Genomic DNA, 15,302 nt, shown 5'->3' with positions numbered 1-15,302 from the left:
GGCAGCCAGCTGGACCCACGCATCCACCGTCCCGGTCTCCAGGTTCACGACCGCCTCGTACGAACGCGCCGCGGCCCGGTCCACCAGCACCGCGTCCGCCTCACGCACCACCTGCACCCCGCTGCGCAGGTCTTCCTTGGCCGGCTCACGCAACTCAACACTGATAAAACGGAACGACTCCGCCGCAGCAGGGCCCTCCTTCAAAACCGCCACCGCACGCGAAATCTCCTCCCGCGACAACGGATCCAACGGATGCGCCACCCCAACAACAGCTGAAGTCTCAATATCAATAGTCATGCTTAACTCCTTAATAGATCCTGGTTCAGGATGAGGTTGCTTACGTGGTGTTAGTTTTGGGGTCAAAAGTCCCCGGATTCTCAGAACTGTTCGTCTTCGTCAGAACTGTTCATCCTTGGTGCAAATAAGGCTGGGTGAGGGCGCCCTCCGAACGCTCTTCGGATCCGGGAGGGACCCCCTGCCGGTGTGATGCCGGCCACGTACATTCCGTCCGTGTAGAAAAAGCTACGCTATGTAAAACATCTAGTCCAGCCTTTTTTGTGGATTATTTCCACCGAGACTGCACTTAATAGCTCCGGTTTGGGATTGAGGCGCGCTTTAGCCGGCGAGCAGCCAGTCGGAGGCTGCCTTGCGGTAGCGGATGATGCCTTTGTATTCGGCCATGTCGTCCGGGAGTTCGGCCAGGACATGGCCGAACTTTTCGCGCCAGGCGGGGACTTTGGCGATGTCCCTGAGGGGCAGGAGGTAGCTCCGGATCAGGAACAGCAGGACACCGGTGTGGGGGAGGCGGATCAGGTGCTGGACTTCGACGCGAAGGTGGAGCTTGTCCGGCATATCAGGGTCGGTGGCGATGGTTGCTCGGTCCGGGCCCCATTCGGGGTAGGTTTCGGTGGAGGTGTCCAGGCGGTTGCCGATGGTCATGGTCCAGTTGGTGCGCCGGAACTGTTCGCCGGGCTGCAGGCGCATAAGGAACTGTTCAGCGCGGGCGATGATGTTTTCTTCCTTGACCCGCGGGACGGGACCGTGGATTTCGAGGAAGCTCATCCCGACGTCGAAATTGAAGGACCAGTCCGCGGCGAAGGTGACCAGGCCGGCGTCGAGCCACATGGTGTTGTCGCGGACGTCGAGCAGAACGATGTCGTCCTGGATCTGGCTGCCGAGGAACCGGATGGGTTCCATGGGCAGCGAGTCGTCGTCGCCGATTATGAACTCGATGTCGAGGTTCTGCAGGCCGTTGTGCCAGCGGCAGGCGTTTCCTTCGCGGTGGAAGGACATGATGTGCGGGTTTTCCTGGGCCATGGCGGGCAGGAGAGTTGCGATCGTGTCCCACACAGCGGGCCGCATGTGGGGCAGGACGGCCATGCGTGAGGGGTCGCGGGCCAGGATCGCATCGCGGTCGGCCAGTTCCTGATGGTAGAACTCGTCGATGTCGATCAGCCCGGCGCCCCAGGCGCCGGCGTCCGTCGCCACGTTTTTGTTCGCCGGTTCGACATTGGCGCTGTAGCGGTACATGTCCCCGGTGAAGGGGAACGGGAAGCGCCTGATGCGTTCCGGGAGTGCGGTGTCAGTGTCTTTGTCGATGGTGATGCTCAAAGGTCCAACTCCAATTCTGGGTCTTCGCTGCGCGAAACACAGCACATCATTGTGGTGTTCTCGGCCTTTTCCTGCTCGGTGAGGTAAAGGTCCCGGTGCTGGGGGGTTCCCCGGAGGACCGGCAGGACGCATTCGCCGCAGATGCCTTTACGGCACATGTTGGGGATGCGCTTGCCTGCCCTTTCGAGGGTTTCCAGCAGCGATACACCGGCCGGCACGTCCAGTTTGAGTCCGCTGCGGACCAGGTTCACGGTGAACGGTTCGCCGTCGTCCAGTTCGGCCGCGCCGAAGGCTTCCGAGTGCAGCCTTGCCGGTGACCATCCAAGTTCGCGCGCCTGGTCCAGGACTGCGTCCATGAAGGCCGTGGGGCCGCAGACGTAGAGGTGGGTTCCGAGGCTCTGGGTGGTGAGTTGTTCGGTCAGGACTTTCTGGAAACTCTCACGGTTGCTGCATTCGGTGAGGGCAGGTCCCAGCAGGTCCCGGGCTTCCTCTACGTGGGCCCCGGCCCCGGGCCGGTACACGTAGATCAGGGACGAGGTAGTGCCGCGGTCGGCTGCGGAACGGGCGTGCGAGAGGACCGGCGTGATGCCGATGCCGGCGGCGATCAGCAAGTGGTGCGTGGCTGTTGAGGCCGGGGCGAAGGCGCTGCGGGGCCGGGAGGCATATACCCGGTCGCCGGCGGCGAGCTGGTGCATGGCCACCGAACCACCCGCGCCGTCTTCGACCCGGAGGACCGAGATGGTGTATTCGGTCGGGCCGTTGCCCGACCCGGTGAGCGAGTAGGCATTGACGCCCTCCTCGCCGTACTGGACCACCAAATGGCTGCCTGGGACGTAGGACGGGAGGGGTGCCCCTGACGGATCGGCCAACGTGATGCTGATAATCGATTCCGTCTGAGGACTAATGTTCGTCACCTCCAGTTGGAGACCACCTTCCACCGCCGGGTGGGCAGTGATCGGGAGCGCTGTGACAGTCATGATGCCTCCTCGGCATGAGCTGCGTACCCCAGGTACGCGCCCATTCGGCGCGAAAAGTGATCTGTGGTGGCCAGGCTGGTTGCACATCCCTGGCACTGCACCTCGGAGCCGGCTGGCCGAACGGTTGTGGTAGTGGCATGGCAGTGCGGGCAGTAAATGACCCGGGGCGCTGTCTCGTCATTCAGGAGGGTGATCTCCTCCTGCTGCAGTCCGCATTCCGTGGCGGCGGCTGCGGCTGCACGGATGTCCGACGGCGGCCCGGCGAGTACGAGTCGCACTCCGACGTGCGATCGTCCGAGTGCGGACCTCAGCTCCGTGAGGGCCTCGGGGTTTGCAGCGTGGAAACGGAAGTCATGCCTGGGCTGGACACCGGTGTGTTGACCCGCGGTGTCACCTGTGGCGCCAAAAGACGCACAGATGACACCGCGGAAACCAGGTTCCAGGCCTGTGCCTGCTGCCGGCGGCATGGACGCGGAACGCATGGTCGGTCCTTACGGCGCGAAGGAGCGTTCGCCGGTGAAGAACCCCAGGCCGTACTCAGGGGTCTCAAACTTAACCGTGGTGCCCTTGGGGAAGAACAGCACGTCGCGCTCCTTCGCGTGCGTGACTTCACCAGTGGCCTCGTCGGTGAGGATGAATTCACCGGCAACGACGACCTTCATCTCGTCGTAGGTGTACGTGTACACCAGGGGTTCGGAAGCCTTCAGCTCGAAGAAGCCGGCGCTCATGACCGACCCCTCAGGGTTGTGGAGGGAGTCACCGATTGCGGCGACAGTGCCAGGCTCGTTCATTGACGGCAGGCCGACGTAGCCACCTACTACCTTGTGGATGGATCCTGCCTTGCTCAGTGTTCCTACGAGGGTGGTTTCCATGGGTCTCTCCTGTGTGAATAGTTTCGGAAGTGGTTCGTCAGAACTGTTCGTCTTTGTCAGAACTGTTCGTCTTCGGGCGATATGAACCTGCGCTGAAGGTCATCCTCAACCCCGGTTGGGTTCCGGGAGGGGGGCCTGCAAACCCGACATCCTCTGCTTCCAGAAGTGGCCAGTCGAGCTCTTCGCCGAGGTCTGCTGGTGTGATGCGGGTCACGCGTTCGTCCCACAAGCAAACCTACTCCTCGTAATTCATCTAGTCCAGACTTTTTTTGGAATATTCACCCAAAGGGACATTTTTGCCTGCGGGCCCGTAATGTTTGCCCTTCCTCCCGGCCGCCCTGGGGGACCGCTTATCCCGGTTCTGCGGGTATTCCGGGACGGTAGAGATCGCCGTGGTGGAACGTGCAACGCCCTGGTACGAAAGACAGGAAGGCAAGACCGCCGTTGAGCGGTCCTGCCTTCCTGTCTTTATTGGGCCACACTGCGCGCAGGCCGACGTAAGGCAGCCGTAGGCGCCGGTTCCGTCACCTGAGGTCTGGAACCCTTTCTATATCGGCATCGTGATCTGAGGAGCGATCAATTGCCGCTTTCTGGTTGGGGCGGCGCGATTCATGCTGCGAGTAGAACCAGATGGGGATATAGAGCGCCAGCACGATGAAGCCGACCCAGGTCGGGGTCCAGCCGATCTCCAGGCTGTTCAGGTAGACCACGCCGATCAGGCACAGCGGCAGATTGAACAGGCCAAAGAGCATGGCGACGTTTTTCCAGCCCCTGGGTGCCTTGAAGGGCCTTTCCAGTCCAGCAAAGGCCGGGTGCTTTTTGGCCCTGACGTAGGCGAACAGGCTGATGCCGTTGGCGCAGGTGTAACCAATCGCCGATGCCGCGACAATCGCGGCGGGATTTCCCATGAAAATCAGCACCAGGTTGAAGGCTCCGATGACCAGCATGGCAACAAATGGAGTGCCGTGGCGGTTCGTCTTGCCGAGGGATCTGGGGAGGTTGCCTTCCACCGCCATGGAGTGCATGGCGCGGGAAGAGCCAAGATATGCCGTTTGGATGATCAGGACCATGGCGGCGATCAACATGATGATGGTGATCATGGAACCCGCTTCGCCGAAGACGGCGTGGGCGACCGGAATCAGGGGCGACACAGGTTCGTCCAGTACACCGTCAACCCCGAGCACGCCGATCACTGCAGCTTGCACGAGGACGAACGAGAAGAAGCAGATGATGCCGCAGGCGAACAGCGCTTTGGAGACATCTTTGGCCGGGTTTTTGTATTCCGGGCCGTAGATGGCCGCCGTCTCCCAGGCGCAGGCACTCCACTGCGCGATGGCAAAGATGCCCAAGAGGATCAGGATGTGGTGCATGTCCCAGGACCAGTCGGCCGGCAGCCAGCTGCCGGTGATGTTGGCCAGCTCAACGTGCCCGGTGGCAAAAGGTGCCACGGTCAGCACAACCAGCGGTATCAGGGAAAATGCCGCCAGGATGTAACCCAGCTTTGCGCCATCCTTGAGGCCGAACCAATTAACCACGAACAATCCGCCGAAAATCACCAGCCCTGTCATTAAGGCGAGCTGATTCTCGGTAAACGTTTCGCCCAGCACGGGAAAGAGCCCATGGAGGTAGCTGCCGACCAGGATGGAAAAGATCGCCAGCACCGGGGTCCAAGCGAACCAGTAGCTCCAGGCGCTGAAGCCGCCGATCAGCTTGCTCTTGTCGTACTTGCCCTGGTAGTTCTCCGTGCGAAAAATATGCTGCGCGAAACCCGGCAGCCCAGAGGCCTTGGGAAAGGCCGTAGCCATCTCAGCGTAGGCAGCGTTCTGAAAGAATCCCTGAACGACCGACAAACCCCAGATGAGGATTGCTGCAGCCGATAAATACATCGGAAGGTAGCCCAGGGAGGGCAGAATCAGCAGGGGTACGCCCAGCGCGATGGCCAGACCCTGCTTCCAGTCGATGGACCTCTCCAGGCCATCGCCCCCATCCAAACGATTTTCACTCATAACAATCTCCCTTGAACAACTACGCGTTGTCAGATTTTTGTCTACGTCCTGTGTCAGATCGCAGGACGGATGAGGAAGCACTTCCCCGAATACGACACCTTCGTCCCGGTTCCGCCGCTAGTTCAGGTCTGGCTCGTCAATGAACCTGCCTGGAAGCGAAGCCGCTATCGGTGATTGCCTCTCCAGCCCCGGTGGCTCGATCATGAGCGCCGGGTTTTCGAGCTGAAGGCTTCCGAGCCTGCGGTGTACCAGTGCACGCCCTGGGCTCTCCTGTGAAGCAGATCACTTTGAAGATTACTCCTTAAAGCTGCAATGCAATAGCTTTTAGCCAAGTCAATCTTGTGCTTCGCTGAAGCGCTTACCAAGGAGTTGCTTCCGGTCCGCGGACCACACGCGTCCGCAGGAGCGGGGGCGTTAAGGGCCGAGCGGCGGCGGATGCACGCCCGGTTTAGGGCTATCACTTTTGCCCGCGCCAAACGGCGAAGCCGCTGGGCTAAAGCCGCCGGGGAAAAGGTTTTGCGCCACAGTTCCGGGGGTCGGCAGCCCGCCGGGAGCCATGGCCGGTCGCCTAATTCAGGAGGTCTGACGTGGTGATGTGTAGATCAACGAGAGCCCCAGGTGTGGAACATCCAGGGCCATACGGCGCTGCTCGGGAGATCCGGATTTAATCCGCTCACCAACCAGGTACGTCCCCGAGTTGCCGAGAATGACGCGGTTACTGGCATTGACGAGGGCGGCGTCGCCCGGGATTCCGCGCAAGTGGGGCATGATAAGGGGTTCCAGGTCCTTGAGCCGAATGTCGCATCCTGCAACCCCGGTGAAAGTTCCATGGACGGAAAACGGTGCGGTGAACGTCAGGATGTATTCCTCGAAGCCGAGATAGTCGATGTACGGGCCCCACAGTGTCTGTTCACCTGTGGAAGCGGCGGTCGAGAAAAACGGCAGCTTCTCATAGTCGTAATACCGGTTGCTGCCAGGAGTGAGGTCAAAATCCAGCCTTCCGACGGAACCGGATCCCTTGCGGGACCACCATTCCCAGGGCCGGCCGCCCTCCTCAACGGATTCATGGGCGAAGAACGCCCCGGCGCCTACGGCAAACGTGTTCTTCGCCAGGAATTCCCTAGAGAGCTTGTCCAGCCCGACCAAGGCAGCCTTATCGACCTTGGGCTTGCCGACGAGATTTCGTTCAAGCTGCGAGGCAACGTTTCTGGAAAGTTCCTCGATTTCCGTGGAGACGCCGTTGGTCCACGCAGTGAGGGCATTGGCAGCATGTACGACTTCAGTGTCGGGCTTCATTGGGTTCCTGAATTGATTGGCTGTAACCGAGGGTCAGTTTCGTGTCTATGAGGTGAAAAATATTCCGCCTGATGTGCTCAAGTGCCAGTTTCTGGGCCTTCTCGGGCTGGTCCTGGGCCACTGCCCGGACCAGCTCCAAGTGTTCAGCGGTTGCCGTTTCGGGGTCAAGTGCTACGCCGAGGGGGGCCCACAACTGTTGAACTGACTCTTCCTGAAGCCGGATTTCGGCGTTGGCCAGCCTCGGTGATTGCGCTGATACTGCTAACTCGATGTGGAAGCGGCTGTCAGCAGACGCACGGACCTCGGGGGTCCTGGCCAGAACCAGTGCCCGCGCAAGTTCCTGGAGACGCTCGAAGTCATGTGCTTCCGCGCGTTCACACGCCAGACGGATGGTGGTCGCGGCAATAGCCGAATGTTCGTCACCGATGTCGCGTATTTCAGAAATGGACGTCGAGAGAAACCAATCGCGTATGGCGTCCGTCTGGCTCTGAGGCTGCCTGACGACAAAGGATCCCCCGCTCCGGCCTCGGCGAGTCTCAACGATTCCCCGGTCGCGCAGCGCCCCCAAAGCTTCGCGAAGGGTCGCCCCGCCGACGCCGAACATCTCCGAGAGTGCCGCTTCGGGGGGCAAGCGTTCCCCTACCTTGAGCAACCCGAGGGAGATGGCCGTGGAAATTCTGTCGACAATCGCATCGGCCCGCTCGATTTCGGGCAAGGACCGATATATCTGCGACTCGAACGGGGTCGGCGAGGCCAAAAGTCTGCGCTCCGGAGATGGGCTACGGGTTGCGCTAATACTACAGTCCGGGAGTACTTAAAGGACTTGGTTCTCCACTAGAGCCTTTGGGGCCCGGTCCGCTACTGCGCCCATCCCCAACCCCCACCAATCCTTAAGGGTAGTCAAAACCGTCAGAAAACAGTGTTACCCCTGCCCCCTTGCTTCGGAATCATGGATATCAACCAGAAAGCATCCACTCGGCTGCTACAGGCCGATGGCCGAATCGAAGGGAAAAACCGTGAATCCGACAGCAACCGCGACGACTGCGGTGTACAGCACCACAGATGACATTGTCCGCAACCTGTCCCTGGTCAGGGACGAGATCGCGGGTACGGCGGCCAAAATCGACGAACAGCAGGTGGCCAGCCTGGCACGCCACATCAGCCTGACGGGCCGCGTGTTCGTCGCCGGTGCGGGCCGGAGCGGCCTCGTCCTGCGCATGGCGGCCATGAGGCTGATGCATCTGGGCCTGAACGTCCACGTCGCCGGCGACACCACCACACCTGCAATCAGCTCCGGCGACCTGCTTCTGGTGGCCTCCGGATCGGGAACCACCTCGGGAGTGGTCAAGGCCGCGGAAACCGCAGCGAAGGCCGGAGCGCGGATTGCCGCGTTCACCACCAACCCGGATTCGCCGCTCGCCGGACTTGCCGACGCAGTGGTGATCATTCCCGCCGCCCAGAAGACCGACCACGGCTCCAGCGTTTCGCGCCAGTACGCCGGGTCGCTCTTCGAGCAGGTACTTTTCGTTGCCACCGAGGCCATCTTCCAGTCCCTTTGGGACAACGACGCCCAGCCAGCGGAGGAGCTGTGGCTGCGCCACGCCAACCTCGAGTAACCACCAACCCCGGGTGACCGGGGCCTCACGTTCCTCACTCCAACGTTTTTCAACACCCAATTGCAGTTCCCTACAGAAAGAAACAACATCATGAAGCTTCAAGTTGCCATCGACCTCCTGACCACCGAAGCCGCCCTCGAACTGGCCGGCCAGGTTGCCGAGTACGTCGACATCATCGAACTGGGCACGCCGCTGATCAAGGCCGAAGGGCTTTCCGTCATCACCGCCGTCAAGGATGCCCACCCGGACAAGATCGTTTTCGCTGACCTGAAGACGATGGACGCCGGCGAGCTCGAAGCCGACATCGCTTTCAAGGCCGGCGCCGACCTGGTCACCGTGCTCGGCGCCGCTGACGACTCCACCATCGCCGGTGCGGTCAAGGCGGCCCAGGCCCACAACAAGGGCGTCGTCGTGGACCTGATCGGCATCGCCGACAAGGTCACCCGGGCCAAGGAAGTCCGCGCGCTGGGTGCGAAGTTCGTTGAGATGCACGCCGGCCTGGACGAGCAGGCCAAGCCCGGTTTCGACCTGAACGGTCTGCTCCGCGCCGGTGCCGAAGCCCGCGTTCCGTTCTCCGTGGCCGGCGGCGTGAAGCTCGCCACCATCGCAGATGTCCAGAAGGCCGGCGCCGATGTCGCTGTCGCCGGCGGTGCCATCTACGGTGCAGCCGACCCCGCAGTGGCCGCAAAGGAACTCCGCGCAGCCATCGTCTAGGTCTCCGAGTGTCGGTGGCGTCCCGTGCCCTTAGGGCCGCGGGACGCCACCGACGGAGTTAAGACACAGCACACCCCGAGGATGAGGGGTGGCATATTGGGGGACCCTTATCCCCGGGAAGGAAGCTGTTCATCATGTATAGCCAGGCCGCCGAGTACGTGGAAGTCCTCGTTAACGACCCCGTTCGACTTTACGAGTTGCTCGACGATGCAGAGGCCACGCTCCGCCGGACGCCTCAAGGATTTGCCGGCATCCTGGTCACCCGCCATGATCCTGGCCGGTACACGCTCACGCTCAGCGACACCGTTCCCTTTGGGGAGACTCGCGAGCTAATTCTCTCGTGACCGTCAGTCGACGGCGCAGTAGCCGTCGAAAGTTAGAAGGCAACAATGTCTGTTACTTACCCTGATTCGAGTGTGAGGTCCGGGCAGAATCCGCTCCGGGACCCGCGCGACCGCCGGCTGTCCCGGGTGGCGGGCCCGTCATCCCTTGTGCTCTTTGGCGTAACCGGAGATTTGGCCCGCAAGAAACTTTTGCCCGCCGTCTATGACCTCGCAAACCGGGGACTCCTGCCGCCAAGCTTTGCGCTGGTGGGCTTCGGCCGGCAGAACCGGACGAATGAGGATCTCACGGCCGCGATAAAAGAGTCCGTCAAAGCATATTCCCGGACGCCGTTTTCTGAGGCGGTTTGGGACCAGCTTTCGGAGGGTATTCGCTTCGTTCAGGGCGAGTTCGACGACGACGCCGCCTTTGGGCGGCTTTCCGCCACTCTGGCCGAACTGGACGAGCAGCGCGGCACACGGGGCAACCACGCGTTCTACCTCTCGATCCCGCCGAAGGCCTTCGAACTGGTCTGCCGGCAGCTCTCGAAGCACGGCTTGGCGCAGGCCGAGGGCGAAAAGTGGCGCCGGGTGGTCATCGAAAAGCCGTTTGGCCACCACCTCGAATCAGCCCGTCAGCTGAACGACATTGTCGAGTCGGTGTTTCCGCCCGATTCCGTGTTCCGCATTGACCATTACCTGGGCAAAGAGACGGTCCAGAACATCCTGGCCCTGCGCTTCGTCAACCAGCTCTTCGAACCGCTCTGGAACGCCAAGTACGTGGACCACGTCCAGATCACCATGGCCGAGGACATCGGCACCGGCGGCCGGGCAGGATATTACGACGGCGTAGGCGCGGCCCGCGACGTGATCCAGAACCACCTGCTGCAGCTGCTCGCCCTGACGGCCATGGAAGAGCCCATCTCCTTCAACGCCGACGACCTGCGCGCCGAGAAGGAAAAGGTCCTCGCCGCCGTGCAGCTCCCGGAAGACCTGTCCACGCATTCCGCCCGCGGGCAATTCACCGGCGGTTGGCAGGGCGGGGAGCAGGTCCAGGGATACCTTGAAGAAGAGGGCATCCCGGCCGACTCCACCACCGAAACCTATGCGGCGATCCGGGTGGACATCAACACCCGGCGCTGGAGCGGCGTGCCGTTCTACCTGCGCGCGGGCAAGCGGCTTGGACGCCGGGTCACGGAGATCGCAGTGGTGTTCAAGCGGGCACCGAACCTGCTCTTCCATGGCCACGGCGAGGACGATTTCGGCCAGAACGCCGTGGTGATCCGGGTCCAGCCGGACGAAGGCGCCACGATCCGCTTCGGTTCCAAGGTCCCCGGCACCCAAATGGAAGTCCGGGATGTGACCATGGACTTCGGCTACGGCCACGCGTTCACTGAGTCCAGCCCCGAAGCGTATGAGCGGCTGATCCTGGACGTGCTCCTTGGCGAGCCGCCGCTGTTTCCCCGCCACCAGGAGGTGGAACTGTCCTGGAAGATCCTGGATCCGTTCGAGAAGTATTGGGCCTCCCTGCCCGAACAGCCCGAGCCGTACGCGCCCGGCAGCTGGGGGCCGGCCTCGGCCGACGAGCTGCTCGCCCGCGACGGACGCACCTGGAGAAGGCCATGATTGTAGAACTCCCCAACACCACCACCTCTGCTGTTGCCAAGAAGGTCCAGTCCCTGCGCGCGCAGGGCGGCGTGATCGCCCTGGGCCGAGTCCTGACCCTGGTGGTCATCACAAAGTCAGGACTGGAAGAGGAAGCCATCGAGGCGGCCAACGAGGCCAGCCGCGAGCACCCCTGCCGGATCATCGTGCTGGCCGCCGGTTCGCCGGGGGAACCCACCCATCTGGACGCCCAGATCCGGGTCGGCGGCGACGCGGGCGCGTCGGAGGTCATCGTGCTGCGCGGCTTCGGTGAACTCGCCGAGGAAAGCGAATCCCTCGTTGCCGCACTGCTGCTGCCCGACGCCCCGATCGTGGCCTGGTGGCCGAACGGGGCACCGGCGAACGCCAGCCAAACCTCGATCGGCCGGATTGCGCACCGCCGGATCACGGACTCGGCCAACGAGATTGACCCGCAACGGGCCCTGGAAAACATCCGGAACACCTACAGGGCGGGTGATACCGACCTGGCCTGGACCCGGCTGACGAACTGGCGGATTAAGCTCGCTGCAGTTCTGGACCAGGCCGACTCCTCGCCCGTCACCGCCGTCACCGTTGAGGGCGCCTCGGACTCGCCCAGCACCATCCTGCTCGCGGCGTGGCTCACGCAGGCCCTGGACGTGCCGGTCAACATCCTCGCGGACGCGCCCGGCACCGGAATCCGGGGCGTCCAGCTGATCAAGGCGTCCGGCATCATCCGGCTGTTCCGGCCTGGACAGACCGTCGCCGAACTCACCCAGCCCGGGCAGCCCGCGCAACGGATCTCCCTGCCGCGTCGCAGCCTCCGCGACTGCCTCGCAGAAGAACTGCGCCGCCTCGACCCCGATGAAGTCTTCGGTGAAACGGTTCGTGATCTGGCCGTTCCCTGCGTGCATCAAGAAACCCTATATGAGCTGGGGAACCTGAACATGGACGCATTCGGGGTGCCGGTATGAGCGTCACGATGAGGAGTGCGTGGTTATTGATTCCCCGCACGACGCCGCCGCGATCCTCAAGCAGGTGAGGGGTCGGAAGGTCCTGGCGGTCCTGCTCGAGCGCGCGCAACGACCACATCGGTGCCGCCCGCGAGGTCGCAGAAAGACCGGCCGCTCCTACAGCGACTACCCCACCATCCTGACATCCATCCGCAACAGAATCCTCACATAGGCGCGCCAGGACTGCGTGGCGCGCCTATGTGACGTTAATCAGAACAGGAAAGGTGCCAGCCGTGAGGTCAGTTCACGGGCGGCTTCTGCGTGCTCGCGGGTTGCCGTGAACCGCTCTGCCGGGCTGGACAGGCACAGGGCTGCGCCGGCCACCCCGTTGGGTAGCCGTACGGGAAGCGCCAGACTGGCGGATCCTTGTTCTAATTCGTTGATTTCCGAGGCCTCGCCGTTGAGCCTTATTTCCGCGAGCTGTTCTTCCAATTGGCCGGCGTTTGTGATGGTGTGCTGCGTCAGTTTCACCAACTGCCCTTTCGGGAGTTGAGGGGCAGAGTCACCAAGTTCAGCGAGCATCAGCTTTCCTGCGGCGGAGGCGTGCGGATACCGGAGCATTTCGAAAACAGAGTGGAGCGGATAATCCGGGTCCTCATCGGCGACTCGGAGAGAAGCGCTCCGGAACATGAAGAGGTGCACTGCGAAACGGTTCCCGCCGCGAAATTCCTGTATCAGGGCGCGGGCTGCGCTGGGGACGGTCGGGGGAGTCGCAGCCGTAATCAGCCCTGTAATCGCTTGACCAAGGGCAAACCCGCGGAGGTCGGAGGTACGGGCCAGATATTCGTCCGCGACGAGCGAATTCAAGATGCGGTAGGCGGTTGCCTGGGGCATCTGCAGGGCATCGGTGACCTCTTTGGCCGTTGTGCCGGTGCCGAACCGTGCCACGATTTCGAGGATCCTGAGGGGGTTTGAGGTTGTGCTGGGTCCGGAGTGTGTGGGCCTGTAGGTCATGGGGTGGCCCTGCCATTAAAGAGGTCCAATTCGCGGGTTTCGTCGTAGATGCCGACCGAGGCCAGGCGCCCGGGTAACCGGAGGCGGAGGAAAGTGGCGTACAAGACGCTGGCCAAGAGGACACCGGCGTAGATGACGGTTTGCAGGCTGCCTGTGCGGATTGATGCGGCCGCGGCTGTCCACAGGACCGCTCCGAGCGCCACGGTGGTAACGGCTCCCAAGATCCAGCTGGAGTAGGTACTCTCGCCTATCCGGCGCAGGAAGAAGGGCATGGACGCGCTGGCAAGGATATAGGAGCCAAGGTATCCGTACGCGCCCAGCGTGAAGAGGTTCACGAGGCCCCGTTCCGGACTGGCAGCGAAGATGACCACCGCGAGGGGAACTATGGCAACTACAGGCATTACGACCATGATTGCCATCGAGGGAGTTCGAAAGACGGGATGGGTCCGGCCAACCAGTCGCGGCGCTACCCCTTCTCTGCCCATGCAGAAAAATATTCGGGCGAGGGCGTTCACCGATGCGATCGCGCAACCAAACCAGGACGCAGCGATTCCCAGGTCGAGGACCGCTGCGGACACAGGAGAAGACTGGGAAAACAGGTCAGACAACGGTGTAGAGCTGGCCGCAATGTTTAACGGTGCTTCCTTGAGCGCTGCGTCCTGGGCGGTCACGGCAAGAAGGCACAGCACGCCCATCAGGATGGGGGTCCACGTGATGGCCCGTGGGACGGTGACGAAGGGCCTGTGCGCCTCCCCGCCGAGCGTGGTCGGGCTTTCGAAGCCGACAAAGGCACTTACGGCCACGACGATTCCGATCGGTAACGACTCAAAGTCTCCGTTCCAGGCAAACACGCTCCCCAGATTGGCGCTGGGTGCGTTGAACGCGAAGTAGACGATCATCAGGACGGCGAGGACACCGATTGAAATGGATTCCAGCAACACCGTGAACCATGCCGATACCCGGATCCCCCTCACCATGAGGAAACAGGCCGCGGCCGCGGCGGCAACAATGACCGGCACCGTGAAGGCCCTGGAATTCGCGACGGGGACCCCTAAGTTGATGAACAGCTGGACGACGTATGTGCCAACAAGCAACAGACTGGCCATGGCGATGAGGCCGTAACCAAACATGGCCGACCAGCCGGCAGTAATCGCCGTCCGCTGGCCAAGGCCCTTGGCCGTGTAGCTGTAGAGGCCGCTGACGGCTGCCATGCGCTGCGCCATCGGTCTCAGGGAGAAGGACACCAGGACCATGACCGCCATAGCGACGGCGAATGTCACCACAAGGTTCGGTCCGTGGGATCCAAAGACAAGTCCTGGAAAGACAAGAGCCGGAATGACGGACATGGCACCCGCAGGTGCCACGCCTGCAACTGCCTGCGCGAAGACGGGCAGGAAGGAAAGTCTCCGGCGGCGCAGACCCTCCACTGGGGAGCGGGGAGTGATGAAGCGATCACCGCGAGCAGACACTGGTACCAACTTTCCCTCGGACAGGCACGTGTTCCTTGCTCACGAGGGGACGCAAGTCATCGGGCCCACGGTGCAGAACATTAGCATTCCCCGCGGCGCCGGCAACAGTCTCGGCCGTGTTTCCGAATGTTTCCAACATGTTAACTGCAGTGGGAATTTGTGCTCTGGAATTTCTCAAGTAAATCTTTATGAATTCCTCGCCTAAATGAATTCCCTGACGTAGTTTTGCTTGTGAAAGGAATGCAGGTGACCGGCATCACACCGGTAGGGCTCGAGGTGGAGCTCGCATCTGCACCAGGGATGAACAGTTCTGACGAAGACGAACAGTTCTGAGAATTCTTGGACCTTTGTGTCTATTGGCCCCCAACGGCAACACCACCCACCGGGCCGGGCACGAGATCCAGGCCGGGCGTGTGTGGGTCAACAACCACGATGACTACTCCCCGGCTTCTTCACGGCCCGTTTGCGGAGCGCATCGGCTCCAAGGCCATAGGCATCCTCTTCCTGATGAAGGACCAAGTTAAGGAGTTAAGCATGACTATCGATATTGAGACTTCAGCCGTTGTTGGGGTGGCGCATCCGTTGGATCCGTTGTCGCGGGAGGAGATTTCGCGTGCGGTGGCGGTTCTGAAGGAGGGCCCTGCTGCGGCGGAGTCGTTCCGTTTTATCAGTGTTGAGTTGCGTGAGCCGGCCAAGGAAGACCTGCGCAACGGGGTGCAGGTGGTGCGTGAGGCGGACGCGGTGCTGGTGGACCGGGCCGCGGCGCGTTCGTACGAGGCGGTCGTGAACCTGGAGACCGGGACGGTGGATGCGTGGGTCCAGCTGGCTGCC

Annotated in this window: 14 protein-coding genes and 2 pseudogenes; 6 read left to right on the top strand and 10 right to left on the bottom strand. The window is 62.1% G+C overall.

Features of this window, described 5'->3' with window-relative positions:
• The 8 genes and pseudogenes from AC57BR_RS00165 to AC57BR_RS00130 all read right to left on the bottom strand — a co-directional run.
• Positions 1–297: pseudogene (locus AC57BR_RS00165) on the bottom strand (primary-amine oxidase); the annotation flags it as partial.
• 318 nt (positions 298–615) lie between these two features.
• Complete coding sequence (locus AC57BR_RS00160; protein WP_496357775.1) at positions 616–1,611, bottom strand: heme-dependent oxidative N-demethylase family protein; 996 nt, start codon at positions 1,609–1,611, stop codon at positions 616–618.
• On the bottom strand, positions 1,608–2,588 hold the full coding sequence (locus tag AC57BR_RS00155) for a PDR/VanB family oxidoreductase (RefSeq protein ID WP_496357774.1): 981 nt from the start codon (positions 2,586–2,588) through the stop codon (positions 1,608–1,610). The genes AC57BR_RS00160 and AC57BR_RS00155 overlap by 4 nt, the downstream gene beginning before the upstream one ends.
• On the bottom strand, positions 2,585–3,070 hold the full coding sequence (locus AC57BR_RS00150) for a dimethylamine monooxygenase subunit DmmA family protein (protein WP_496357773.1): 486 nt from the start codon (positions 3,068–3,070) through the stop codon (positions 2,585–2,587). The genes AC57BR_RS00155 and AC57BR_RS00150 overlap by 4 nt, the downstream gene beginning before the upstream one ends.
• A gap of 9 nt (positions 3,071–3,079) precedes the next feature.
• A complete protein-coding gene (locus tag AC57BR_RS00145) occupies positions 3,080–3,460 on the bottom strand; it encodes a cupin domain-containing protein (RefSeq protein WP_496357772.1) in 381 nt (126 codons plus the stop codon).
• A 524-nt stretch (positions 3,461–3,984) separates the two neighbouring features.
• A complete protein-coding gene (locus AC57BR_RS00140; protein WP_496357771.1) occupies positions 3,985–5,466 on the bottom strand; it encodes an APC family permease in 1,482 nt (493 codons plus the stop codon).
• A gap of 573 nt (positions 5,467–6,039) precedes the next feature.
• Positions 6,040–6,762 (bottom strand): cache domain-containing protein, encoded by a 723-nt coding sequence (locus AC57BR_RS00135; protein WP_496357770.1) that lies wholly within the window; start codon positions 6,760–6,762, stop codon positions 6,040–6,042.
• Complete coding sequence (locus AC57BR_RS00130; protein ID WP_496357769.1) at positions 6,746–7,477, bottom strand: FadR/GntR family transcriptional regulator; 732 nt, start codon at positions 7,475–7,477, stop codon at positions 6,746–6,748. The genes AC57BR_RS00135 and AC57BR_RS00130 overlap by 17 nt, the downstream gene beginning before the upstream one ends.
• A 301-nt stretch (positions 7,478–7,778) precedes the next feature.
• On the opposite strand from AC57BR_RS00130, the gene hxlB reads away from it, so the two are divergent.
• The 5 genes from hxlB (at position 7,779) to AC57BR_RS00105 (ending at position 12,009) form a co-directional block, all read left to right on the top strand.
• Complete coding sequence (gene hxlB / locus AC57BR_RS00125; RefSeq protein WP_496357768.1) at positions 7,779–8,378, top strand: 6-phospho-3-hexuloisomerase; 600 nt, start codon at positions 7,779–7,781, stop codon at positions 8,376–8,378.
• A 90-nt stretch (positions 8,379–8,468) separates the two neighbouring features.
• Positions 8,469–9,092 (top strand): 3-hexulose-6-phosphate synthase, encoded by a 624-nt coding sequence (gene hxlA, locus AC57BR_RS00120; RefSeq protein WP_496357767.1) that lies wholly within the window; start codon positions 8,469–8,471, stop codon positions 9,090–9,092.
• Positions 9,093–9,226: 134 nt separating this feature from the next.
• Positions 9,227–9,436, top strand: a complete 210-nt coding sequence (locus AC57BR_RS00115) for a hypothetical protein (RefSeq protein WP_496357766.1) — start codon at positions 9,227–9,229, stop codon at positions 9,434–9,436.
• 45 nt (positions 9,437–9,481) lie between these two features.
• On the top strand, positions 9,482–11,038 hold the full coding sequence (gene zwf / locus AC57BR_RS00110; protein WP_496357765.1) for a glucose-6-phosphate dehydrogenase: 1,557 nt from the start codon (positions 9,482–9,484) through the stop codon (positions 11,036–11,038).
• The gene (locus AC57BR_RS00105; protein WP_496357764.1) at positions 11,035–12,009 is read left to right on the top strand and encodes a glucose-6-phosphate dehydrogenase assembly protein OpcA; all 975 of its coding nucleotides are present in this window, start codon (positions 11,035–11,037) and stop codon (positions 12,007–12,009) included. The genes zwf and AC57BR_RS00105 overlap by 4 nt, the downstream gene beginning before the upstream one ends.
• Before the next feature lie 249 nt (positions 12,010–12,258).
• Here AC57BR_RS00105 and AC57BR_RS00100 read toward each other — a convergent pair whose 3' ends face one another.
• Together AC57BR_RS00100 and AC57BR_RS00095 are read right to left on the bottom strand one after the other, a co-directional pair.
• Positions 12,259–13,002, bottom strand: a complete 744-nt coding sequence (locus AC57BR_RS00100; protein ID WP_496357763.1) for an IclR family transcriptional regulator — start codon at positions 13,000–13,002, stop codon at positions 12,259–12,261.
• The gene (locus AC57BR_RS00095; protein ID WP_496357762.1) at positions 12,999–14,471 is read right to left on the bottom strand and encodes an APC family permease; all 1,473 of its coding nucleotides are present in this window, start codon (positions 14,469–14,471) and stop codon (positions 12,999–13,001) included. Before AC57BR_RS00095 ends, AC57BR_RS00100 begins: the two co-directional genes overlap by 4 nt.
• Positions 14,472–15,005: 534 nt before the next feature.
• Between AC57BR_RS00095 and AC57BR_RS00090 the strand changes: the two are divergent.
• Positions 15,006–15,302, top strand: a pseudogene (locus AC57BR_RS00090) (primary-amine oxidase); the annotation flags it as partial.

It is taken from the genome of Arthrobacter sp. BGA-UO-ETr-C19 (assembly GCF_059568005.1).
This window is presented reverse-complemented; position numbering and strand designations above follow the sequence as displayed.

Excerpts from the sequence above, each read along its gene's own strand:
- AC57BR_RS00105 (WP_496357764.1), top strand. The coding sequence starts at position 11,035 with ATGATTGTAGAACTCCCCAACACCACCACCTCTGCTGTTGCCAAGAAG.
- AC57BR_RS00100 (WP_496357763.1), bottom strand. The coding sequence starts at position 13,002 with ATGACCTACAGGCCCACACACTCCGGACCCAGCACAACCTCAAACCCC.
- zwf (WP_496357765.1), top strand. The coding sequence starts at position 9,482 with ATGTCTGTTACTTACCCTGATTCGAGTGTGAGGTCCGGGCAGAATCCG.
- AC57BR_RS00140 (WP_496357771.1), bottom strand. The coding sequence starts at position 5,466 with ATGAGTGAAAATCGTTTGGATGGGGGCGATGGCCTGGAGAGGTCCATC.
- AC57BR_RS00145 (WP_496357772.1), bottom strand. The coding sequence starts at position 3,460 with ATGGAAACCACCCTCGTAGGAACACTGAGCAAGGCAGGATCCATCCAC.
- AC57BR_RS00155 (WP_496357774.1), bottom strand. The coding sequence starts at position 2,588 with ATGACTGTCACAGCGCTCCCGATCACTGCCCACCCGGCGGTGGAAGGT.
- hxlA (WP_496357767.1), top strand. The coding sequence starts at position 8,469 with ATGAAGCTTCAAGTTGCCATCGACCTCCTGACCACCGAAGCCGCCCTC.
- AC57BR_RS00115 (WP_496357766.1), top strand. The coding sequence starts at position 9,227 with ATGTATAGCCAGGCCGCCGAGTACGTGGAAGTCCTCGTTAACGACCCC.
- AC57BR_RS00150 (WP_496357773.1), bottom strand. The coding sequence starts at position 3,070 with ATGCGTTCCGCGTCCATGCCGCCGGCAGCAGGCACAGGCCTGGAACCT.
- AC57BR_RS00135 (WP_496357770.1), bottom strand. The coding sequence starts at position 6,762 with ATGAAGCCCGACACTGAAGTCGTACATGCTGCCAATGCCCTCACTGCG.